This window comes from Streptococcus sp. HMSC062H02, assembly GCF_001813005.1.
Lineage (GTDB): Bacteria > Bacillota > Bacilli > Lactobacillales > Streptococcaceae > Streptococcus > Streptococcus oralis_S.
Genome location: NZ_KV811090.1, coordinates 33,475 through 57,230, shown reverse-complemented (window position 1 = coordinate 57,230; position 23,756 = coordinate 33,475). Strand labels below are relative to the sequence as shown.

Genomic DNA, 23,756 nt, shown 5'->3' with positions numbered 1-23,756 from the left:
TTATTTTTTAAACCATAAATCATTCAAAAATCCAGAAAAGATTAAGAATGAAACCATCACGACATGGAAGGTGACAACCATGCCAAGCAACTGAATCCAGCGATTCTCAGGTAAGGAACCCTTTCCAGCTTTTTTCCGTTCTTTATTGAGCGCTTTTTTCTTACGAACCCAAGCATCATTGATGACCAGCCCAATCCCATGAAAAAGTCCATAGGCGATGTAGTACCAGGTCACACCATGCCAAAATCCCATAATCAGCATATTGAGAATATAGGCTACACTTGAAGTGACATTGCGATTTTTAAAGACCTTCTTTCTGGTCAACACCATGACCATCCGCATAAAGACAAAGTCACGGAACCAGAAAGACAGACTCATGTGCCAGCGATTCCAAAACTCTTTTAAATCCCTTGACAAAAAGGGCTTGTTAAAGTTGATAGGACTATGAATACCCATCAAGTTTGAAATGGCTAAGGCAAACATAGAGTAGCCCGCAAAGTCAAAAAAGAGCTCCAGACCAAAGGTGTACATGACCGCTAAAGCGTAGAGGTTAAAGAAACCACCTGTCTGCAAGGCCAAATTTTTCAGCGGAGGCAATAATGTCTCTCCTAAAATGTGAGCCAAGATAAACTTGTAGAGGAAGCCAAGCATGATATATTTGACAGCCTCTTCTAGCATGTCCATCAACTCATCCCGTTCAGGAATGGTCTCGTAATTTTCATTGAAGCGTTTGAAACGATCAATAGGACCACTTGAGAAAGTCGGCATAAAGAGAAGAAAACGTAAGAATTGCCAAATCGTTAACTCCTTGATGACACCGTCTCTCAACTCAACGATAACCCCAACTGCACGAAAGGTCAAGTAAGAAATCCCTAAAAATCCAAACAAAGATTGAGGTCCATGAATAGCAGGAGATACTTTCACAAAGACGATTGGCAATAGGGATAGAAAGCTAACCAGGTAAAATATCCATTTACTATCCCGTTGTTTCCTGTACCTTTTGTAGAAAGATACAAGAAGTACTTGCCAGATAACATAAAGGATCAAAGCGCTTATTTGATTCGTCTTTCCACCGACCAACATGGTGAGGATAAAGAAGAGACTAACAAACACCTCGTACAAGGCAAAACGTTTCTTGAAAAAAAGACCAATAAAGATAGGTAAAGTCGCAGCAATTACGTATAAAAAGTACTGAAGATCACCATAAGGTTCCAAATGAGGTAGCTGTTTATAAAGCTCCATCATTGGCTGTTTACCTCATTGATCAAGCCCTTGATGTCAATTTTACCATTAGGCGTTAGTGGTAAACTATCTCGATAAAGAAACTTAGACGGCATCATATAGGACATCATGATATCTGCTAGGTCTTCCTTGATAGCCTTGGTAATATCGATATCACGCTCAAACTGCTGACGGACACCGTCTTTTAGGATGACATAGGCCAGTAGATTTTGTACCTTGTGGTCCTTGTTATAACGTGGGACAGCAACAGCCGACTCGATAAAGCGAGACTTGTTGAGGTTTTGAGAGACATCTTCCAGCTCAATGCGATAACCATTAAACTTAATCTGGAAATCCATGCGTCCACCATAGAGAAGCAATCCCTCATCTGTCATGGTTCCTACATCCCCTGTGTGGTAGGCTGGAAGACCTTCGAACTCAAAGAAAGCTTCTGCCGTTTTTTCAGGATTATCCATATAGCCTTTTGAAACAGCTGGCCCTGAAACAATGATTTCTCCTTGCTCACCATTTGGAACTTTCTTACCTTCCTCATCAATGATAAAGGTCGGAGAATCGGCCTTGGTATAGCCGATTGGCAGGCGTTTGAGAGTCGTCAACATCTCATCAGTGACGGCAACTGCTGACAAAGCTACTGTCGCTTCTGTTGGACCATAGGCATTGATAATACGAGCATCTGGGAATCGCTCGCGCAGTTTTTGAGCAGTTTTGACCGTCAATTCTTCACCATCAAAGTAGAAATGCGTGATGCCAGGCATTTTCTCGCTGTTAAAGTCTTCTGACAACATGGCCATATCTGCAAAAGAAGGCGTTGAGGTCCAGATAGCGATTGGCAATGCAAAGATGATCGCAAAGAGTTGCTTAAAGTCCTGAGTAATGGCTGAAGGAAGAGCGAAAAGCGTGCCACCCAGTGCCAAGGTTGGCGCCCAATACATGACAGATAGGTCAAAAGAATAAGGGGGCTGAGCCAGCATTTGCGGACGACTTGGCGTCGCAAATTCCTTATCTGTAATCATCCAGTTGGTAAAGCTGAGGAGATTATCATGGGAGATCTGCACTCCCTTAGGCTTACCAGTCGTACCAGAAGTAAAGATGATGTAGTAGTTGTCATCTCCCTTGACTGGATGGGTCATCTCGTAGCTGGAAGCTTGAGCAAAAGCTTCATGGACTTGCTTTAAATTCAGCATCGGTGTGCTAGTTTGCTCTAATGGAAAATCTGAGATAGCAATAATCAAGCTTGGCTCTGCAACTTCTACGATAGCAGAAACTCGTTCCAAGGCCGAATGGCTATCAATTGGGATATAGGCGTGACCTGACTTAGTTAGCGCTACAAAGGTAGCCAACATCTCATATTCCTGACCACCAAAAACGACGACTGGAGATTTATCAGGCAAGCCTAGTTGGTCGATAGCTGCAGCCAAACTATCCGAATCAGCCTTCAGTTCACCATAAGTATGTTCTTGACCTAAAACATTGTAGACAGGATATGTTGGTTGCGTTTGAGCAAAGTGCTCAATCGTTTCAATCATATCTTTTATCGGTTTATTAGACACTGTTCCTCTTCTCCTTTAAACTAGAACTCATTATAAATAAAGGTGCCTTGGCTCTGACCAAGGTAACTAAAAAAATAAAGCAAACCAAGCAAGATTACAAAATATAGAGCCGTCCGGCCTAAGAATACATGTAAATTTCGTTGTTTTTTCATAAGCTATCCATTAATATATTGTTTCTATTAACTATCAGTATGTATTGTTAGCATCTTATCTTCCTAACATTTTACCACTTTATCAACCTTTTTTTCAACTGTTTACCATAACTTAAAAATTGGTTTTAGCTTATTTTAAGATAAGTTAAAATATTAATGTTTTGGCCATCAAAAAAGAGCCTGAGATTTCCATCTCAAACTCTGTTGCCAATAACTCTTTTATCTTAGAAAAGTGAAAATACGAGAACTGCTAGGGCCGCACCAACAATAGGTCCTACAACAGGAATCCAAGCATAAGACCAGTCTCCATCTCCCTTATTTGGAATTGGAAGAATGCTGTGCATGATACGAGGTCCAAGGTCACGAGCTGGGTTCAAGGCATAACCCGTTGTCCCACCTAGTGAAAGACCGATACCGACAATCAAGGTCCCCACTGCAAAGGTCCCTAAACCGGCTTGAAGGTCATAGAGTCCCAAGGCAAAGATTGTCAAGAGCAAAACAAAAGTTCCAAGGATTTCGCTAACCAAGTTCGATACTGTGTTCTTGATTGCTGGTCCAGTACTAAATGTCGCTAGGATATTGCCTGCGTTTTCTTCCGCCTCATAGTGTGGTTTGAATTGCAACCAAACCAGAATCTGAGCCACCATCGCTCCTGCGAATTGGGCTAGGATATAAGGGAAAACAGAAGCCCAAGAGAGCGTTCCTTTTAAGGCCATAGCAAACGTCACAGCTGGATTTAGGTGGGCTGGGCTGAGCGTGCCAGATACAAAGGCTGCAACAGCTACAGCAATTCCCCATCCCATAGTAATCACAATCCATCCTGAATTGTTGCTCTTGGTTTTGGGAAGAACCACACCTGCTACAACTCCATTTCCTAGGAGGATAAGGATTAAGGTCCCCAAAAATTCTCCAAATAATTCTTTCATCATATCTTTGTCTCCATTTAAAAGAAGGGGTGGGCGACAAGGAATGCTGCCCTCCACCTCTTTTCCTTTTTTAATTTTTTAGTTCTGCCAAATCGTTTTGAGCAAGAGCTGCTTCAACATCCGCACGGTAGGCTGCTTTTTCTTCTTCGGTCCAATCATAGAATCGTCCCATTTCATCCAGAACTGGCTCAACGATGCTATCCAAACTATCACGCATAAAGAGCATGTGGTTGGTACGACGAAGGAGGAAGTCAACTGGGCTCAGAGCCAACTCATTGCGCATTGCATAGTGAAGGGACAAGGTATCTGCCAAGCTGAGTCCTGGCGCTTGTTCCAAGCTGTGAGCAAGGGCAAAGACTTTCGGTGCATTTGAACCGTAAAGATTTGCGAGATACTGGGCTTCCTTGCTATCCAAACCACGTGACACTCCAAGTTGAGCAAAGGCTTCAATTTCTGAGTCCACATTTGCTGGGTTCAATTCTCCACCTGAAACAGGATAAGTCTTAGAGTTGATCAGTTTAAAGCTACGGTCAAATTCGGCTTTGAGGATGTCAACCACGCGCTCCATAGCTCCTTCAGCCATCTTACGGTAGTCTGTGATTTTACCACCAGCAAGGGTTAAAAGACCATTATCATCACGATCCAAACTCGAACCACGTGAAACTGCAGATGGGTCCAAATGTTTCTCAGATGTGCTACTTTCAAGCTTGCTAACAGCAGATTCAACATCTTCACGCGTTTTTTCTTTCGAGAGATAAGCTTCGACAGTCGCAATCAAGCTATTGAAGCTCTCATCACTAATGGTTCCATTATTTCCGCCATTATAGTCAGAGGCACTGTTGCCAGCAATCAATGGACGAAGACCAGCCCAGCTGCTTTCGATATCATCAATGGTAATGTTTGCTTCTGGGAAGCGGTTGTTTACAATGCCAAGCAGATAATCTACATCTTCCTGCGTCACTTTTGGATGTTCCAAATCACCTGTGTAGTCTGTATCCGTTGTACCAAAGTAAGTCTTGTTTTCACGTGGGAGAACAAAGACCATACGCCCGTCTCCCAAACCTGTGTCAAAGTAAACCGGCTGTGACACCTTGATCTTGCTTGAATCCACTACCAAGTGAACTCCCTTAGTTGGACGCATTTGTGAGAATTGGGTTCCCTTATTTGACAAATTACGTACCTTGTCGCTCCAAGGACCTGTTGTGTTAATCACCAGACGAGCCTTAATTTCAAAGACTTGGTCTGTTAACAAATCACGAGCTACAATACCTGTAATCTTGCCACTCTCGTCAAAGAGGAAGCCTTCTGCCTTAACATGGTTGGCAATGAGAGCACCGTCTTGGTTGGCACGTTTGATGTTTTCAATCACGAGACGCGCATCGTTGTTACGGAAGTCAAGATAAACCCCACCTCCTACCAAACCTTCTTTCTTCAAGTTTGGCTGGCGTTCCAAGACTTCTTCCTTGCTCAAGACCTTGTTAGCAGCTGGCGTATTGTTAACACCTGCCAAAAGGTCATACAAGTCCATGGCTACTTTGAGACGGAAGAGGCTAAAGGTCGCTCCATCCTCATCGTAAACTGGCAAGAGCATTGGATCTGGTTTTGGAATGTGTGGAGCGATTTGTTGAACCACCGCGCGCTCAGAAACTGTATCTGACACCACTTCCACGTCAAATTGTTTGAGGTAACGCAGACCTCCGTGGACCAATTTTGTTGAACGGCTAGATGTTCCTTCTGCGAAGTCCTGCATTTCAATCAAACCAGTGTCAAGACCACTGGCTGCCGCCTGCAAAGCTACACCAGCTCCTGTAATCCCACCACCAATAATCAGGAGGTCCAGGGTGCGTTCCTGCATTTTTTTAATTGATAATTCACGTGTTTTCTTTGAAAATTCCATATTTACACACTTTCTAACTGAGTCGCTTTATTCTTCCAGTATTAGTCATCGATTTCCGCAAAGACTTGCGTTGCTTTCACAGCCTTCTTCCAGCCCTTATAAAGTTGTTCCTTACGAGATTCGTTCATCGATGGTTCGAAGAGTTCTCCTGTCTCATTCAAGAGTTTCAACTCATCCAAGTCCTTCCAGTAACCCACTGACAATCCTGCCAGGAAGGCTGCACCTAGGGCAGTTGTTTCCAAGTTTTTAGCACGGGCAATATCGATTCCCAAAATGTCAGCCTGGAACTGCATGAGGAAGTTGTTCATGGCTGCACCACCATCCACCTTCAAGACCTGGATAGCTGTCTGCGCATCCACTTGCATGGTGTCAATGATGTCACGTACTTGATAAGCGATAGATTGCAAGGTTGCCTTGATAAAGTCTTCTTTGCTTGTTCCACGAGTTAAGCCAAAGACCGAACCACGAGCATTTTGGTTCCAATATGGAGCACCTAGACCTGTAAAGGCAGGTACGACATAAACTTCGTCATTGTTGTGAGAATTGAGAGCATATTTTTCAGACTCTGGTGAATTTTCAACCATGCGAAGTCCATCACGAAGCCACTGAATGGCACTTCCTGCGATGAAGATAGAACCTTCCAAGGCATAGTAAACCTTGCCGTTGATTCCGTAACCAATCGTTGTCAAGAGGTTATTTTCAGACAACTGCATTTCTTCACCAGTATTCATGATGATGAAGGAACCAGTTCCATAAGTATTCTTGACCATACCAGGTTCAAAGGCCAACTGACCGAAGAGGGCTGCCTGTTGGTCCCCAGCCATACCTGAAATTGGCACTTCCCCACCGTAGAAATGGAATGGAGCAGTCTTGCCATAGATTTCAGAGTTAGAACGAACTTCTGGAAGCATAGCCTTCGGAATGTTGAGGATTTCTAAAATCTCATCATCCCATTTAAGATCCTTGATGTTATAGAGCATGGTACGGGCTGCATTTGAGTAGTCGGTCACGTGAGCTGCACCGTCAGTCAATTTCCAAACTAACCAAGTATCGATAGTACCAAAGAGTAATTCTCCTTTTTCTGCTCGCTCTTGAGCGCCTTCTACATGGTCCAATATCCAACGAACCTTGGTAGCTGAGAAGTAAGCATCGATAATCAAACCAGTCTTTTCATGGAATTTTTCCACATAACCTTGGCTTTTTAGTTGTTCAGCCAGGGGAGCAGTTTGACGTGATTGCCAAACGATCGCATTATAGATAGGGAGCCCTGTTTTCTTATCCCAGACGACAGTTGTTTCACGCTGGTTGGTAATCCCGATGGCCTCGATTTGACTTGGTTTCACACCACTTTCGATGAAAGCACCCGCGATAACTGACTGAACAGAGTTCCAAATTTCATTGGCATTGTGCTCAACCCAACCTGCTTGAGGGAAAATCTGAGTGAACTCTTTTTGACTAGAGCTGACCTTTTCTCCTTTTTTGTTAAAAATGATGGCACGAGAACTAGTAGTTCCTTGGTCAATAGCCATGATGTATTTTTCTTGTGACATGTGCTGTCCTCCTGATAAAATCTTGAGGGGGTTCCTCTTTACAGTAACTAGTATACAAAATAAAGCGCTTTCTTGTTTATCAATTTTTTTAAAATTTTAAAAAAATGTGAGGAGATTGTGCGAATTTCACAAAAAAGACCTGAAAATTCAGGCCTTTTAAGCAAAGAGCATCTGACGAATCTTCGCCAAATCCTCCATATCCAAATCATTTTTTAAATAATAAACCGGAGTCTGTTCTTTCTTATGAATCGGGTTGTTGGTAATTAACAAATCATAATGTCGACTGGGGTCATAGGCTTCAATAGTAATGAAACGATTGTATTCCAAATACCGTTTCAAAAGGGCAGCCATCCTAGAAAAGACAAGGAAACCAGATGTCAAATCTAAACCAATCCTCATATGTTGGCCACCATTTTCTGCCATATACTCTATCAACTGGAGCCATTCCCAGAGAATTTTCTTATCCAAATCCGTCCCCTGTTGAAAGGTAGGCAAAATATGAAAAATTCTCTCTGCAGTTCCTCTAAAATCATGTTCCATCAGCAAATAGGGATGGCGATTCTCTGTCTGGTATCTGTACTGATCTTGTAAAATATAGCCCTTGTAGAGATAAACTTGACCACAAAGCTGACTGAGTTCATAGGTGACATGGTCCTCTGTGTAGTCCCCCAGCAGCTCCTCCTTCTTCATCTCTTGAATCAATTGCGTCAGCAAATCGGCTAATTGCCCTCCAAAACCAAGGATATACTCCATAGTATGAAGGGGCAAAATACGATGGGAAAGGAGAAATGAAAAGAATACCATCATCTCACCATCCTCAGTTCCTAGAGGGATATGTTGCCCAGCAAAAAAGGACGGAGCCTTTCTCAGCAAACGAAGGTAGAAAATATTGTCAAAATACCCTCGCATTTTTTCTTCTATAACCTGAAATTGACAGGCGTTAACCCGAAGGCGCTGTTGACTGATGTGAGTCCATAGAACCAAGTCCAATTTCTGACCTGAAGACAAGCTAGCACCGCAGATTTCTTCTAGGGTAGCAATCTCTTGTTTTCTCTCAGCTTTCTGCATGTGACCTTCCCACTCCTGACTGGACCAAATCTTGCGAAAAAGGCAGAAATAGAAATAGCGAATCTGATGCTCTGGACCTCGCCAACGGCCATTTTGGATGGATAAGTCAAACTCTGACAAAATCTGATTTAGACTAGCTAAGTGGCGACCAAGCGTGGCCTCGCTAATCATCAATTCTTGAGCCAGTTGATGGGCTAGGAACTGTTGGTGATAGAGAAGGTAAACCAAAATTTGGTACTTAATGGCATTGTCTAAAAACAAGCTCCGAATCTCTCTTCCCTTGGTATCTGCACTAATCGACAAACGCAGATTTTCATCTTCCAAGTGAATGGTCAGCTCTAGCCCTCTTTCCAAGGCATTTTCGTTAATCAGAGAAATGTACTTGGTTAAGGTCGCCTTTGAAAAACCTGTTTCTTCCATGGCTTTCTTGACTGTTGTCTGCGAATCTTGTAATAGAAAGGAAAGGACTAAAAATTGACCAGATTCTGCTTTTTCCATCAAATCGCCTAAATACATTTGTTACCCCTTTCATTCTCTCCTACAAGCATAGCATAAATCTTTCAAATGCTGAAATAATCTGTTTCTCATTTTATTTTAAGGTTGATTTCCTCGTCATTATTCCACAGAAACAGCAAACACACAACTCCCCCTTTGGGCATTTTTATGCTAAAATAGTAGCTATGGATAAAATTATTAAAACAATATCAGAAAGCGGAGCCTTTCGTGCTTTTGTCCTTGATAGCACTGAAACCGTCCGCACTGCTCAAGAAAAACATCAAACTCAAGCCAGTTCAACTGTCGCACTTGGTCGCACCCTTATCGCTAGCCAAATTCTCGCAGCCAATGAAAAAGGAAATACCAAACTAACAGTTAAAGTTCTTGGAACAAGCTCTCTCGGTGCCATCATCACGGTCGCAGATACCAAGGGAAACGTCAAAGGCTACGTTCAAAATCCAGGTGTTGACATCAAAAAGACTGCAACTGGAGAAGTCCTCGTTGGACCTTTTGTCGGAAACGGTCAATTTCTAGTGATTACAGACTATGGCACTGGAAATCCCTATAATTCCATGACGCCTCTTATCTCTGGAGAAATCGGTGAAGATCTAGCTTTCTATCTTACAGAAAGTCAACAAACGCCTTCAGCAGTTGGCCTCAATGTTCTTTTAGACAAAGACGACAAGGTCGAAGTTGCAGGTGGTTTTCTTCTCCAAGTTTTGCCAGGAGCCAAGGAAGAGGAAATTGCTCGCTTTGAGAAACGCATCCAAGAAATGCCAGCCATCTCAACACTTCTGGAAAGCGACGACCATATCGAATCACTCCTCAAAGCTATCTACGGTGACGAATCCTACAAACGCCTATCTGAAGAAGAAATCCGTTTCCAATGTGACTGCAGCAAAGATCGCTTTTTGGACGCTCTTGCCAGCCTTCCAACTTCAGACCTAGAGGAAATGAAAGAGGAAGACCACGGAGCAGAAATTACTTGTCAATTCTGCCAAACAACTTATAACTTTGATGAAAACGACCTGGAGGAACTCATTCGTGACAAATCTTAATACACCTTTTATGATTGGCAATGTTGAGATTCCCAATCGTACTGTTTTAGCACCCATGGCTGGCGTGACAAACTCAGCCTTTCGTACCATCGCAAAAGAGCTCGGAGCGGGGCTCGTTGTGATGGAAATGGTCTCTGACAAGGGAATCCAATACAACAATGAAAAAACCCTGCATATGCTTCATATCGATGAAGGAGAGAACCCTGTTTCTATCCAACTTTTTGGTAGCGATGAAGATAGCCTAGCACGCGCAGCAGAATTCATCCAAGAAAATACTAAGACCGATATCGTCGATATCAACATGGGCTGCCCAGTTAACAAAATCGTGAAAAACGAAGCTGGCGCTATGTGGCTCAAGGACCCAGATAAGATCTACTCTATTATCAACAAGGTCCAATCTGTCCTTGATATCCCCCTCACCGTCAAAATGCGCACTGGCTGGTCTGACCCATCCCTAGCCGTGGAGAATGCTCTCGCAGCTGAGGCAGCCGGTGTCTCTGCCCTCGCCATGCATGGCCGTACACGTGAGCAAATGTATACTGGTCATGCCGACCTTGAGACCCTTCACAAGGTTGCTCAAGCTTTGACCAAGATTCCCTTCATCGCAAACGGTGATATCCGTACTGTCCAAGAAGCCAAGCAACGCATAGAAGAAGTCGGTGCTGACGCAGTCATGATTGGCCGTGCTGCCATGGGAAATCCCTATCTCTTCAATCAAATCAACCACTACTTTGAAACAGGAGAAATTCTCCCTGACTTGACATTTGAAGACAAGATGAAAATCGCCTACGAGCACTTGAAACGCTTGATTAACCTCAAAGGAGAAAACGTAGCCGTTCGTGAATTCCGCGGCCTCGCTCCGCACTATCTCCGGGGAACATCTGGTGCTGCCAAACTTCGTGGAGCTATTTCACAAGCTAGCACCCTAGCAGAGATTGAAGCCCTCTTGCAATTAGACAAAGCATAATATACAAAAAACCGTAACTCGCTTGAGTTTACGGTTTTTTTATCCTAGGAAATCCTAGATACCATTATTGAATCAAGGCAACACTCGAAACTTTACCATCCGCACCTGTTGTAATTTGGATGATTTTTCCTCCACCGATTTTGGCATTATACTTGCCATCATCAAGAGTATAAGAGTAGCCTCTGATAGAATAGTTTTCTTTCTTTCCATCTGCAGTTTCTACTGTAAACTGGCCCCCTGATGAAACCGTAATAGTTTCGCCATTTGCTCCCTTCCAGTTGCCTGCAGCTGCTGAGAAATCACCATCGACCATGGTTAAAACACCCTTGTAGCGTTTGTTGTGTTCTGCTTGCTTGTCTTGAAGTTTGCGGTCAGTTGTTGGATCATAGCCTGACTGGTTAGACTGGGCTTGAGAACCTTGCTGGGTTGACGGAGCCTGAGAAGGGGCTGGTTGACTAGGAGTTGCTTGTTCTTGTCTTGATTCAGGGGCTGGTTTCGCTTGTGACTGATCTGCTGTTGTAGAAGACTGACCTGAAGATGCCTGAGCCTTTTCAGATGAAGCTGAGCTTGAAGATTTTTGAGTCTTGCTTTCTTTGTTAGAAGAAGCTGCTTTAGAACTTGATGATTGGCTTGTCTTTGCAGAGCTGCTGGTTTGAGTGGTTTCGTTTTTATTTCCACAAGCTCCCAGTAGCAAGGTAGAAGCCAATACAGTCGCTGCCATCAATTTGATATAGGTTTTCTTTTTCATTTTTCTACTCCTTTGTAACATTATTGAAATGTTAAGAAATCTTTTTGTAATATAATTGTAACATTGGACTTTGAATCTGTCAACTATTTAGAGAAACTATTTTAAAAATTATTCTCTCTACTATCTCTATTCGTAATCGAAACGAAAAAATAGGAAAATTTCCTAGATTAGAGTCCTATTTTTTGCACCTCTCCTATGTAGTCGCTTGCATTGTGTTAGACAAAGGAATATAATAACATTGAAATAGAATACAGGAGGTATGCTCTTATGCTAAATAAGTATTACAAGTATCTTCCTTGGTTGATTTTGGGAGCTATTGGCTCTTATCAATCAGCCACTTACTATGCGCGAACTGCATTTGATGTCTTCTATCTGACTGCAATCTTTATGATTGTCTACATCGCTTTGTTATTTTTGCATGAGAACTATCTCAAGTATCGATACAAAGACTTCTTTACTCACATATTGAGTAATCCTAAGAAAGATAGCCATCCCTAATACAGTCGCAATAGAAAGCCATCTCATGATGGTAGATAAAGAGGTCGGGATTTTGGTCCCGACCTCTTTATTTCAATCGATAGGTTTTCCTTGGTTTCTTTTTGGGTACTCGTTTGAGTCCGACTTCTTCTACATATTCGCCGTATTTTACGAGAAAGTTATTGCTGACGATGGGGCGACCGGGATTGATGAGATTGACTAGTTCGGTTCCTTCGTAGACAGTGAACTCCTCCTCCAGCAGATAAAGGAAAGTCGGATTCCAGTCGAGACGGCCTTGGATTCGTTTGATGGATTCTTGGATAATGGCATAATGGTCAAAGGCGAAGGCTCTCTCGTCCAGCTCGACTCCCTCAAGGTAGCATTTACCTGTCTGGAAATCAACATCTACAAAAACCACATCCTTGGCATCGTCACCTGCCTGAACGAGGTCTAAGGCACGACTAGGTAGGTACACTAAGTGGGCAATGGTCACTGTCCAGCCCCGTGGATCACGACCGGGGGTCGATACCGTCATCAATTGCTCGATTTTCTCCAAAGGTAGATCGAGATTGACTTCTTCTCTCACCTCGCGCTGACAGGCATGTGCAGCATCTTCTCCCTTGTCCATAAAGCCTCCGACTAAGGCTAAACAGTTCTGATAAGGGTGGGCCTTGCGACGGATCAGCAGAAGCTTGATCTTTCCTTCGACAAAGCAGTAGGCTACCATATCCACTGTCACACTTGGTTTTTCATATTGAGGGAGTTCCTGCTTGTAGTACCAGTCTAAAAACTCCTCCTGACTGGCATGGATTTCATAATATTCTTTTTCCGTCATCCCGGCTGGAATCTTTATGTCTGCCATCTTATGCCTCCTTTCGAACTGCCTTAGTCCATTGGTACCAACCCACTAGACTGTTGAGTGTGTAAACCCAGTACATCCCTTGGATGTGGATATTTTCACCCCACCAGAGGTAGATACTAAAGAGATTGGTTGCAATCCAGAAAATCCATTGCTCACGGTAGAGACGTGTCATCAAGAGCTGACCAACACCATTGGTCGCATCGGTAACACTATCACGGAAAGGGCGAGCGCTATTGATACTTTGGTAAGCCAAGCCCATACCAATCCAGATAATGGCGGTCAAGGCTAAGTACTTGAGCCAGTCAAGAACAGATAATTTCTTAGCTTCAAAGTGGGATTCTTCTGGTTTTCCTTGGTCGTTGATACGATTGGACAACCAAGCATAGAGACCAATCGGCTGCATGACAAAGAAGTAAACGGTCGTCAAGACTTCGCCATAAAAAGTCGCATTCATAGCCAAGATCAAGTAGATTGCCGAGTTAATGGCCCCAAAGAGATAATTGCTTGCACGCCCTTCTGCTACCAAAATAACACAGACAATCCCAGTCCAGGATGCAAATAAGCTAAGCCAGTCATGGCTTTCCGTATTTTGTGTAAACTCCAAGATCAAGGGGACACTTGACAGGGCGATGAGATACAACCACTGGAAAAGGCTACGGCCGACAAAGAGATCTTTCCAGAGCAGGTGCATGATCCCTGCAAAACCGATCTTGCGGGCTTCAGCATGGACATTTTTAAAGTTTTCGATAAATTGTGTGATTTTTTTAGTTAGTTTTTTCATATTTTTCTCCTAATCTGCTTGGTAAATGGCATCAATAGCCACTTTTGCTGCTTCATAATTGCCTAGATAATCCTCTGCTAGATAAACTAAAGGAATAGTCGTTAAGTATCTCTCTCTCATCTGATCCAAATGCTGGGAAAAACTGTAGCGAATATGGTCTTCCGCCATGGTCATATCTCTAAATCCGTCATTGACATAGGAACCGACAGGTTGCACGAAGAGAATCAAGTCCCATTTTTCCTTAGCCAAGATTGAAACAAAGAGATTGTCAAAGGTTTCTCCTGATAAGTCCCCTTGGTCCTCAGTCTCCATGTAATAGTCATAGTAGCCCTTGGTTACCAAGGAGTTGGTATCGGCTATCACTAGGCCTCGATTGGCATTGCTATCGATTAACTTGGAGGTCTGGTCATACTGCCCTAAAAGGAGATAATAATAATCCTTTGGGGTCAATTCATCGTCGCGGACATTGTTTTTGATCTGGTACTCACGCGCGTATTCCAGACTAACGGGCGCATCGTAATACCTTGCCAAATCCTTGGCCAGAGTGGTCTTCCCATTGCTAGCACTTCCCATAATCAACACTTTCTTGGTAAACTGACGACGGAAGGGTTGTGCGATGTATTTCCAATATTTGCTTGGATTTTCTCGAATCATAGTCGCTGAGATACCAAACTTTCTTTCTTGCAAAACGGTCTCAAAGCCACGATTAGCTAGTTCTTGCTGGTAGTCTTCTTCTCCCACAAAGAAAGTCAGTTCTTGCTGGGTTTCATCATAGGAAATCTCCGCTAACATCTGGTCCAACCACTCCTGCCAGCCCATAGGGTAACGAGGAAGCTTGGTCTCATCCAACTTGCAGACAGAGGTCAACTCGTCATCACGAAAAGCCTCTCGAATATAGCGAAATCGTTTTTGAAGACTTAAACCTACCTGCTCCCCTCGGTCTCCCTCGTAGCCTGAAACGACTACCCAGACCTGGTCACACTGACGCTTCGCTCGCTGGATCAGATCGATATGTCCCTGATGGAGGGGGGCAAAGGTCCCAAACACCACTGCTGTTTTCTTTTTCATAAACGTTTTACCTTTTTATACTTTTTGATATTTTTATTTTCTATGTTTTTATTATATACTATATTTTTGTTTTGTCAATAGTTTTTTATCATTTTTTATAAAAAAGTAGCAAAAAAAAGAATCAGGATTGCTCCTGACTCTCCATTTTTAAGCAATATCAAATTTTAATTGACCAGCTTTAACACCTATCTTGAGGGTCTTGCCTGCTACTAGTTCTCCCTTGAGAAGGAGTTCTGCTAGCTTGTCTTCCACTTCTGTTTGCAGGGTTCTGCGAAGTGGGCGAGCTCCCATTTCTGGATCATATCCTTGACTTGCTAGTAACTTCAACGCTGAAGCTTGCAGTTTCAAGTCGATGCCCTTCTCAGCGAGGCTAGCAATCAATGGTTTCACCATAATCTTGACAATTTCCTGCATGTGTTCGCTATCTAAGCTATGGAAGACCAACTTTTCATCAATACGGTTGATAAACTCTGGTCGATAAGCTTTTTTCAACTCTTCAAAGATTCGTTTTTCCATATTTTCCTGGTCAAAACGAATGTCCTTGGCCCCAAAGCCGACCGTCTTGTCATCACGAAGAGCCGTCGCACCAAGGTTTGACGTCATGATGATAATGGTATTTGAAAAATCAACCTTGCGCCCCTTGCTATCTGTCAAGACGCCGTCGTCCAGAACCTGCAAGAGAACATTAAAGATATCTGGGTGGGCCTTTTCTACCTCGTCAAATAGAAGAACGGAGTATGGTTTGTTGCGAACCTTCTCAGTCAACTCCCCACCTTCTTCGTAGCCCACATAACCCGGAGGAGCTCCATTGAGACGGCTAGCCGCAAATTTCTCCATATACTCACTCATATCAAAGCGAATAAGGGCTGATTCGTCATCAAAGAGGACTTCTGCCAGAGCCTTGGCCAATTCGGTCTTACCGACTCCTGTCGGCCCTAGGAACATAAAGGAACCAATCGGACGCTTGTGACTACGAATACCTGACTGATTACGGCGAATGGCACGGCTAATACTTGAAACAGCTTGATCTTGTCCGATGACGCGTTTATGCAGTTCTGCTTCCAAGTTCAGGTACTTCTTAGCATCTGTTTGCGTCAGCTTTTGGACTGGGATACCTGACAAGCGACTCAAGGTGGTCAAAATATCGGATTCTGTCACCAAGTCTTTATAGACAGGCAATTCTTGTTCTTTTGCGATTAGCTGGCCTGCTTGTTTCCACTTGCCATCCATCAAGGCCTTGTCAGCTGGACTCAAGTCCGATTCGTCCATTCTCACATGCTTGGATTTGTTTTGCACTGTTGCTGCCGCCTCATCCAATAGATCGATAGCAGAGTCTGGCAAGTGACGACTAGTCAAGTAACGATGCGCCATCTTAACAGCTGTTTCGACAGCTTCATCTGTGATTTGCACACGGTGGTGTTTCTCATAGGTAGCCTTCAAACCTTGCAAAATGGTCATGCTGTCAGCTAAACTTGGCTCTTCAATGGTCACTTTGGCAAAACGACGAGAAAGAGCTGCGTCTTTTTCGATGTGTTTTTGGTATTCTTCCTGAGTGGTTGCACCAACCGTTCTCAAAGTTCCACGAGCCAAGGCTGGCTTCAAGATATTGGCCGCATCCAGAGTAGAGTCAATACCACTTCCAGAACCCATGATGGTGTGGAGTTCATCGATAAAGAGGATTACCTTACCATCTTCCTCGATATCCTTGATAATGTTGTTCATGCGTTCTTCAAAATCTCCACGGAAACGTGTTCCCGCAACAACATTCATCAAATCAAGCTCCAAAACGCGCATCTTGCCCATTTCCGCAGGTACATCCCCACTAGCAATACGCTGGGCAAGTCCAAGAGCCAGAGCTGTTTTCCCGACACCAGCATCTCCAACCAAGACAGGATTGTTCTTGGTCTTCCGACTCAAAATCTGAATCATACGTGAGATTTCCTTGTCACGACCGATAACTGGCTCTAACTTGCCAGAGCGCGCTTGCTCTGTCAGGTCATGCGTGTAGTCCTCTAGACCGCCACTTGGATTCTGAGGCATGCCCATCATATTGGCCATGGAATTTTGCTTATCTGCCACGGTACGGTGGCGCTGACGCAATGCCTTAAGGTCTTCTCTTGTCCATCCAGCACGCTCTTCTAGATTGCGACGAAGAGCAGCAATTCTGACCTGATCTTTCTGGTCTTCATAAGAAAAGCCTGCTCTCTCCAAGATACGAGTTGCCAAGGCATTGCCATCATGCAAAATCGCATAGAGGACATGCTCTGTCCCTAGCACCTTAGTATGGACCACTGAGGCCACATACTCTGCTTCTGCAAAGAGAACCTCCAAACGATGGGAAAAAGGCAATTCCGTAAAGGTTTCGTCTTGGCTATAGTCCGTTTCAGTCAGTTCTAACGCAACCTCTTCTAAACGGTCCATTTCATAAGGATAATCATTTAGAGTCGCACCTGCCACACTGTAACTGTGATTGGACATGGCAATTAACAAATGCCAAGACTCTAGATATCGAGCTCCAAAATGGCCCGCAACCATGTAGGCACTTTCGATACATTCATTCAACGCTTTTGAATAATTCATCTTACTTCTCTTTTCTATCTACCTCTTGTAATAGCTGTCGGAGCATATTGGCACGGACAACTGAGGATTCCTCCCCTAGAACACGATCTGTTGCTACAGAAGTCAGTAAGGTCATCTCCTGCTTGGTCATCAAGTCCTGCTCCACCAAAAGCTGGAGAATATCCTCATAAATCTCCTGACTAACTCGCTCACCAATCGAGTAAAGCAAATCGCGGAGCATCTCATGATGATTGGAAAACTCAATCCGTCCGATGCGAATGTAGCCTCCGCCACCACGCTTACTCTCAACTAAGTAACCTCTGCTTTCAGTAAAACGTGTCTTAATGACATAGTTGATCTGACTTGGCACAACCTGAAAGGTATCTGCCAACTGGCTCCGCTGCAATTCCACGATACCAGCTTGGTCTAAAATTGCCTTGATATAGGCTTCGATATGATCTGATGTATTTTTAAATCTCATAGTAAATCAAACTCCTTCTTTGAACCTTGACTATCTTTGACTATTATACCGAAATTTTCTCATTTTTAAAAGAAAAAGAGCGCTGGTAAAGGATAATCTTCACCAACTCCCTATTTTTCTACTTATCTAAGCCTAATTCTGCCAAGATTTGACGTTTGTAGGCAATCTTTTGAACTTCCTTGTCCTCATCTTCAGACCAATCTAGTTTGACTTCAGAGACGATCTGTCCAGGCCGATTTTTCAAGATATAGATACGGTCACTTAGATTGAGGGCTTCCTCAATGCTGTGGGTGATGATCAAGGTCGTCAACTCCAGCTGTTTGTGAATCGCCAGATACCAAGCGTGAAGTTCCATCTTGGTCATCTCATCCAAGGCACTAAAAGCCTCGTCCAAGAGAAAGAGCTTGTGCCCGAAAAGGTAGGTGCGGAGTAAGGCTACACGCTGACGCATCCCACCACTGAGTTCATGAGGATACTTATCTCGTATAGCAGTCAGCTGAAAGGTCGCAAGGATGTCATCCGCTCGGGCAATGGCCTCCGCCTTATCCACCTTTTGAATCAAGAGGGGCAGGATGATATTGCCAAGGACTGTCTTATGCTCCAAGAGGAGATCCTTTTGCAACATATAACTCACGCGCCCCTTGGGATTCTCCTCTCCATCAAGGACAATTCTTCCCGACTGGACTTCTAAAATTCCAGCGATTAGATTAAAGAGGGTAGTCTTGCCTACACCACTTGGACCTAGGATAGAAACCACTTCACCCGAAGCCACCTGCAGGTTGATATCTTCTAAAATCTTTTCATCGCCATAGGCATAGCTGACGTGTTCTAGTCTAATTTCTGTCATTATTTCACAAATTCATTGGTGAAGCCTTTGTCAGTCAAGTCTTCTTTGAGGATACCATTTTCTTTATCCCACTTGTAGAAAGCATTCCAGCGTTCTGCGTCAAATTGTCCCCATTTTTCCTTGTCGCTTGCGTATTCTTTTGACAAGTATTTTTGAGATTCGATGACAAAGTCGCGTTTTTCCTTAAGTTCGGGGGCATTCTTGATGAGGATATCTGCAGCTTCTTCTGGGTGTTCCATAGCGTATTGGTAGCCTTTTTTGATGGCTTGGATGACTTTACGAGCTTCTTCTTTATTGTCTTTCAAATAGTCGTTGTTTGCGATGATAACTGGTGAATAGTAGTCAAACTCTTTAACGTAGTCTTTCAAGTACATGAAGTTGGCGTCTACACCTTGAGATTTGGCAAGAATACCGTCCCAACCGTAGTAGATCCAAGCAGTGTCAAAGACACCGTTGGCAATCGGTGTGATCGAGTTTGAATCGTTGTTTGGTACTTTTTCGACCTTCTCAAAGTCTCCGCCTTGAGATTCCACCAAGGTTTTCAACATAGCAAGCTCAGTCGGGTCATTCCAAGTTCCGTATTTCTTCCCAACCAAGTCTTTTGGACTGGTGACATTGTCAGATTTACGTGAGATGATTCCAGATGTATTGTGCTCAACGATAGCGGCAACGGCAGTAATCCCTGCCCCTTTTTCCAATTTCTTAGCCATGTAGTCTTGGAAATAGATAGCAAATGGTGCCTTGCCATTGATCACTAGGTCAGAAGAACTTTCTTCTGGTGGCAATTTCAAGTCAACATCCACTCCAGCTTCTTTGAAATAACCTTTTTCCTTGGCAACATAAAGCCCTGTGTGGTTGGTATTTGGTGTCCAGTCTAGGATAAAGTCAATTTTCTTGAGTTCTGCTTCTTTGTTGTCCTTAGAAGCAGTCCCTTGACCACAAGCCACAAGTACGACAGCTACAAGAGCTGTTACAATCGTTAAAAACACTTTCCATGTTTTCTTCATTTTCATTTCCTCTTTTCTTTTTCTAAAACGCTCTATTTAAGTACGTTTCCATTTGATCACATATTTTTCACTGATATCGACCAACTTCATACCGAGAAGGCTGATAAGCGACACCAGAATAATAATGGCAAACATGGTGTCATACTGAAACAGTTTCTTTGACTGAATCATGTAGACACCTAGTCCTTCAAAGCCTCCCAACCACTCAGATACCACTGTTGTGATAAAGGCATAGGAGACACTGACCCTCAGACCTGCATAAAAGTAAGGCAGACTGACTGGGATTTTAAAATGCCACAGGATTTGCCAAGGGTTTGCTCGCATCAGACTAAACAAGGTCAGCATATCCTTGTCACAGTGCCTAAAACCGTCCAAAATACTGACGATGATAGGGAAGGTTGTCGTCAGGATAATCAAGACAATCTTGGGCAAAATCCCATAGCCTAGCCACAAGACCAAGATAGGCGCTATGGCAATGGTCGGAATGGTCTGAACAACCACCATCATAGGATAAATCAAGTCATTGAGCCAAGTCAGACTATCCATGAGCACCGCCATAAGACAGGCAATCAAGACTCCTAGAACTAGACCTAGTAAAGCCACTCTCAAGGTCGCCCAGCTATGGTACCAGAGAAATTCTCTGTCACGAACAAAGGACTGGAGAATCTCAAGAGGAGTTGGCAGGATAAACTTGGGTAAAAGTTTGAATATGCCCGCTAACTGCCAGATTGACAAGACTCCTAGAAAACCCAATAGACTAATGTGTCGTCTCAGTATACTTTTCAAGTTTGTCATCAATACTTAAAATCTCTCCTACATTTATTTTGACATTGGCAAAGACATTATCTGCCTCCTGCCCGGCCACTTCAAGCGCTTCTTTGAGAATGCGCATGAGCTCATCCAACTCCCCTTCCAAGACCGTTTCAAAGGGTGTCACCACCATAGTCACGGACTGAGCTTGCAGATAAGCAATCACTTGATCGATAATAGCAATTCGATCAATCCCCTGTGATAGGGGCAAGACTTGCAAGGCAATGCTTGCTTTCATAAAATCCTCCTCTTCTCGGCTTTCCTTTTGAACAAAAAGAAAAACCTTTGCCATATATGGAAAAGGTGCAGAATTCGGCTAAGTATCGTTCCCTACGCTGGCATTACCCAGATCAGGTGCGGTCGAAGTTTAACACTTCCTCTCAGACTGTACACAGACTCCCATATCTTATATGGAATATAGTAACGCAAATGCAAGGAAAAGTCAAGGAAACTGCTTACAGAAAACTATGAAAAAGAGTTTGAAGACAAATGCTTCAAACTCTATCATAGCTTTCTTATTTAGCCTCGTACCAGGTTGCCCCTTCATTCTCATCAGCAATGAGTGGGACACTAAGCTGGATGGCTTCTTCCATGGTTTGTTTCACTAGTACTTTGACAGCTGCTAGTTCTGATTTCGGAACCTCAAGGACGATTTCATCATGCACTTGCAAGAGCATCTTGGTCTGATAACCACCCTCAACCAGAGCTTTGTCTAGCTGAATCATAGCAATTTTGAGAATATCTGCTGCCGAACCCTGAATAGGGGAGTTAATGGCAGTTCGCTCTGCAAAACCACGAATGTTAAAGTTGCGCGAATTTATATCTGGTAGCTCTCGACGACGCTTGAAGAGGGTCTCTACATATCCCTTGTCACGCGCTTCACGTACCACTTCTTCCATATAGTTTTTAATCCCAGGAAAACGCTCAAAGTAGGTATCAATGTAGGCTTTGGCCTTCTTACGACTAATACCAAGATTGTTCGCCAAACCAAAATCTGAAATCCCGTAAACCACTCCAAAGTTGACAGCCTTGGCATTGCGACGGTCGTTTGGCGTCACATCCTCAGGACGTTCAATTTCAAAGACACGCATAGCTGTCGAAGTATGGATATCTGCTCCCTCTTGGAAGGCCTTGATTAAGTGCTCATCCTTAGAGATATGCGCCAAAACGCGCAACTCAATCTGTGAATAGTCGGAGCTAAGAAGGACACTATCCTCCCACTCTGGCACAAAAGCCTTACGAATGAGGCGACCTTGTTCCAAGCGAACAGGGATATTTTGCAAGTTTGGATCTACACTAGACAAACGCCCAGTCTGAGTCAAATCTTGCACATAGCGCGTGTGGATCTTGCCATCATCTAAAATCCAATCCTGCAAGCCAACCACGTAAGTCGATTGAATCTTAGCAATCTGACGGTAGTCTAGAATTTTTTTGACAATCGGTGCAATAGGAGCCAGACGCTCCAGCACATCCACTGCTGTCGAGTAACCTGTCTTGGTTTTCTTGGTGTATTCTAGAGGAAGTCCCAGTTTTTCAAAGAGAAGTACGCCCAACTGTTTAGGTGAGTTGATATTAAATTCCTCACCAGCCAGCTCATAAATCTCTTGGGTGAGTCGCTCAATGACAATCTCATTTTCAGCTTGCATCTCAAGTAGGGTTTCTTTTTTAACCTTGATTCCAGCAATTTCCATCTTGGCAAGGACAAAAGCCAGAGGTTGCTCCATGTCATAGAGAAGATCTAACTGCCCGTGTTCACTGAGTTTTTCAAGCAAAACAGGCTCCGTCTCAACCAATACAGCAACCTTGCGAGTCAAGTGCTCCAAGAATTTCTCTCTCTCAGGGATAGCTTTCTTGACCCCCTTACCGTAGAAGGTCTCATCATCAGCCAAATAAGTCTGGCCATAGAGATTCGCAATGGTTGAAATTTCATTGTTCTCGACAGTAGAGAGGAGGTATTTGGCCAAACGACTGTCAAAAGCAGGGGCCTGCAAATTCAAGCCCAAACGATTTAAAAGAACCTTCGCTTTCTTAAAGTCATACACTTTCAGAGGTGTTTTTTCTAGAAAATTCTTGAGAATCGGCTCCTGCAAGAGCTCAAGTTTGTCTGTAGCGTAAAGTTTATCCCCACAGGACCAGGCAAAACCAACCAAGTCATCTGTATGGTAATTCTCACCAAAAAGCTCAAAGTGGAAGATAGAGTTGGCGCTCAGCATGTCTTGACTGACTTGGTCAACGATAGTGAAATCCAAACTTTCAGGCGCATCCGTTGATGACACATTTAAAGCTTGCTTGAGCTGTTTGAAGCCCATCTCATCGTAGAATTTCCCGAGATTTTCCACATCTGGTCCACTATAAAGCAAATCATCAAGGCCAATCTCAATCGGTGCCTGAGTCTCAATGGTCGCCAGTAATTTCGATAAAAAGGCCTGTTCCTTGTCTATGATGAGATTTTCCTTCATCTTAGAAGCCTTCATCCCATCGATATTTTCATAAATACCCTCTAACGAACCGTGTTCTAGCAAGAGCTTGATACCCGTCTTTTCACCGATCTTAGTGACACCAGGGATATTATCAGACTTATCCCCCATAAGAGCCTTAAGATCAATGAACTGAGCTGGTGTGAGGCCCATCTTTTCCATGAGATAGTCTGGCGTAAAGGCCTCAAACTCAGCCACACCTTTCTTGGAAATCTCGACCACCGTATGCTCATCCGTCAACTGGATCAAGTCCTTGTCTCCGCTGACAATAGTCACTTCAAAAGAATCCTTCTCAGCCAAGCGACCTAGGGTCCCGATGATATCATCTGCTTCATACTGGGCCAACTCATAGTGGCGAATCCCAAGATGATCTAGCAACTCACGAATGAAGGGAAATTGCTCACGAAACTCATCTGGAGTTTTAGCACGACCACCCTTGTAGTCTGCATACATCTCTGTACGGAAAGTCGTCTTACCTGCATCAAAAGCTACCAAAACATGACTGGGCTCAACACGCTCCAAGACGTGATTCAACATGAGTTGAAAGCCATAGATTGCATTGGTATGAAGGCCATTAGCATTTTTAAAACGATCCAACTGCTGATAGAGCGCAAAAAAAGCTCGAAAAGCAACTGAAGATCCATCAATTAATAATAATTTTTTCTTGTCCATACACCCATTATAAAGGAAAGCAGGGAAAAATACCATCGGAAAGAATAGGCAAATGGTAGTGA

At 43.5% G+C, this 23,756-nt stretch carries 21 protein-coding genes and 1 riboswitch; of the genes, 3 read left to right on the top strand and 18 right to left on the bottom strand.

What is annotated here, in order from left to right; genetic code table 11:
* The 7 genes from dltB to HMPREF2885_RS00300 form a co-directional block, all read right to left on the bottom strand.
* The gene (gene dltB / locus HMPREF2885_RS00330; protein WP_000970386.1) at positions 1–1,245 is read right to left on the bottom strand and encodes a D-alanyl-lipoteichoic acid biosynthesis protein DltB; all 1,245 of its coding nucleotides are present in this window, start codon (positions 1,243–1,245) and stop codon (positions 1–3) included.
* Complete coding sequence (gene dltA / locus HMPREF2885_RS00325) at positions 1,242–2,792, bottom strand: D-alanine--poly(phosphoribitol) ligase subunit DltA (RefSeq protein WP_070656840.1); 1,551 nt, start codon at positions 2,790–2,792, stop codon at positions 1,242–1,244. The genes dltB and dltA overlap by 4 nt, the downstream gene beginning before the upstream one ends.
* 20 nt (positions 2,793–2,812) lie before the next feature.
* Positions 2,813–2,944 (bottom strand): teichoic acid D-Ala incorporation-associated protein DltX, encoded by a 132-nt coding sequence (locus tag HMPREF2885_RS00320; protein WP_008276434.1) that lies wholly within the window; start codon positions 2,942–2,944, stop codon positions 2,813–2,815.
* A 224-nt stretch (positions 2,945–3,168) separates the two neighbouring features.
* Positions 3,169–3,873, bottom strand: coding sequence for an MIP/aquaporin family protein (locus HMPREF2885_RS00315; protein ID WP_049490531.1), 705 nt, complete (start codon positions 3,871–3,873; stop codon positions 3,169–3,171).
* 67 nt (positions 3,874–3,940) lie between these two features.
* A complete protein-coding gene (gene glpO, locus HMPREF2885_RS00310; protein ID WP_049501314.1) occupies positions 3,941–5,767 on the bottom strand; it encodes a type 1 glycerol-3-phosphate oxidase in 1,827 nt (608 codons plus the stop codon).
* Positions 5,768–5,808: 41 nt separating this feature from the next.
* Positions 5,809–7,317, bottom strand: a complete 1,509-nt coding sequence (gene glpK / locus HMPREF2885_RS00305) for a glycerol kinase GlpK (RefSeq protein WP_000076794.1) — start codon at positions 7,315–7,317, stop codon at positions 5,809–5,811.
* A gap of 156 nt (positions 7,318–7,473) precedes the next feature.
* Positions 7,474–8,901, bottom strand: coding sequence for an AcpB/EbpR/MafR family transcriptional regulator (locus HMPREF2885_RS00300; protein ID WP_070656839.1), 1,428 nt, complete (start codon positions 8,899–8,901; stop codon positions 7,474–7,476).
* Positions 8,902–9,065: 164 nt separating this feature from the next.
* Here HMPREF2885_RS00300 and hslO point away from each other — a divergent pair, with 164 nt between their 5' ends.
* Together hslO and dusB are read left to right on the top strand one after the other, a co-directional pair.
* The gene (gene hslO, locus HMPREF2885_RS00295; protein ID WP_070656838.1) at positions 9,066–9,938 is read left to right on the top strand and encodes an Hsp33 family molecular chaperone HslO; all 873 of its coding nucleotides are present in this window, start codon (positions 9,066–9,068) and stop codon (positions 9,936–9,938) included.
* A complete protein-coding gene (gene dusB, locus HMPREF2885_RS00290) occupies positions 9,925–10,905 on the top strand; it encodes a tRNA dihydrouridine synthase DusB (protein WP_000183317.1) in 981 nt (326 codons plus the stop codon). Before hslO ends, dusB begins: the two co-directional genes overlap by 14 nt.
* A 64-nt stretch (positions 10,906–10,969) precedes the next feature.
* On the opposite strand, the gene HMPREF2885_RS00285 is transcribed toward dusB, so the two are convergent.
* A complete protein-coding gene (locus tag HMPREF2885_RS00285; protein ID WP_000730903.1) occupies positions 10,970–11,653 on the bottom strand; it encodes a hypothetical protein in 684 nt (227 codons plus the stop codon).
* Between the two features lie 267 nt (positions 11,654–11,920).
* On the opposite strand from HMPREF2885_RS00285, the gene HMPREF2885_RS00280 reads away from it, so the two are divergent.
* Positions 11,921–12,151 (top strand): hypothetical protein, encoded by a 231-nt coding sequence (locus HMPREF2885_RS00280; RefSeq protein WP_000933126.1) that lies wholly within the window; start codon positions 11,921–11,923, stop codon positions 12,149–12,151.
* Between the two features lie 67 nt (positions 12,152–12,218).
* Here the strand turns inward: HMPREF2885_RS00280 and HMPREF2885_RS00275 are convergent, their stop codons facing one another.
* The 10 genes from HMPREF2885_RS00275 to polA form a co-directional block, all read right to left on the bottom strand.
* The gene (locus HMPREF2885_RS00275) at positions 12,219–12,992 is read right to left on the bottom strand and encodes an NUDIX domain-containing protein (protein ID WP_070656837.1); all 774 of its coding nucleotides are present in this window, start codon (positions 12,990–12,992) and stop codon (positions 12,219–12,221) included.
* A gap of 1 nt (position 12,993) precedes the next feature.
* On the bottom strand, positions 12,994–13,773 hold the full coding sequence (gene pnuC / locus HMPREF2885_RS00270) for a nicotinamide riboside transporter PnuC (protein WP_049550163.1): 780 nt from the start codon (positions 13,771–13,773) through the stop codon (positions 12,994–12,996).
* 9 nt (positions 13,774–13,782) lie between these two features.
* Positions 13,783–14,841, bottom strand: coding sequence for an AAA family ATPase (locus HMPREF2885_RS00265; protein ID WP_070656836.1), 1,059 nt, complete (start codon positions 14,839–14,841; stop codon positions 13,783–13,785).
* 147 nt (positions 14,842–14,988) lie between these two features.
* Positions 14,989–17,421, bottom strand: a complete 2,433-nt coding sequence (locus HMPREF2885_RS00260) for an ATP-dependent Clp protease ATP-binding subunit (RefSeq protein WP_001109664.1) — start codon at positions 17,419–17,421, stop codon at positions 14,989–14,991.
* Between the two features lies 1 nt (position 17,422).
* Positions 17,423–17,881 (bottom strand): CtsR family transcriptional regulator, encoded by a 459-nt coding sequence (locus tag HMPREF2885_RS00255; RefSeq protein ID WP_001211252.1) that lies wholly within the window; start codon positions 17,879–17,881, stop codon positions 17,423–17,425.
* Positions 17,882–17,999: 118 nt separating this feature from the next.
* Positions 18,000–18,728 carry an ABC transporter ATP-binding protein gene (locus HMPREF2885_RS00250; protein WP_049501307.1) on the bottom strand — a complete coding sequence of 243 codons (729 nt, stop codon included), beginning with the start codon at positions 18,726–18,728 and terminating at the stop codon, positions 18,000–18,002.
* Positions 18,728–19,735, bottom strand: coding sequence for an ABC transporter substrate-binding protein (locus HMPREF2885_RS00245; protein WP_049501306.1), 1,008 nt, complete (start codon positions 19,733–19,735; stop codon positions 18,728–18,730). The genes HMPREF2885_RS00250 and HMPREF2885_RS00245 overlap by 1 nt, the downstream gene beginning before the upstream one ends.
* Before the next feature lie 36 nt (positions 19,736–19,771).
* Positions 19,772–20,530 (bottom strand): ABC transporter permease, encoded by a 759-nt coding sequence (locus HMPREF2885_RS00240; RefSeq protein WP_161800219.1) that lies wholly within the window; start codon positions 20,528–20,530, stop codon positions 19,772–19,774.
* Entirely contained in the window at positions 20,493–20,783 is a 291-nt protein-coding gene (locus HMPREF2885_RS00235) for a thiamine-binding protein (protein WP_002880743.1), read from the bottom strand. The genes HMPREF2885_RS00240 and HMPREF2885_RS00235 overlap by 38 nt, the downstream gene beginning before the upstream one ends.
* 72 nt (positions 20,784–20,855) lie before the next feature.
* Positions 20,856–20,958: riboswitch (TPP riboswitch) on the bottom strand.
* A gap of 102 nt (positions 20,959–21,060) precedes the next feature.
* On the bottom strand, positions 21,061–23,694 hold the full coding sequence (gene polA, locus HMPREF2885_RS00230; RefSeq protein WP_070656883.1) for a DNA polymerase I: 2,634 nt from the start codon (positions 23,692–23,694) through the stop codon (positions 21,061–21,063).
* Positions 23,695–23,756 lie beyond the last annotated feature (62 nt).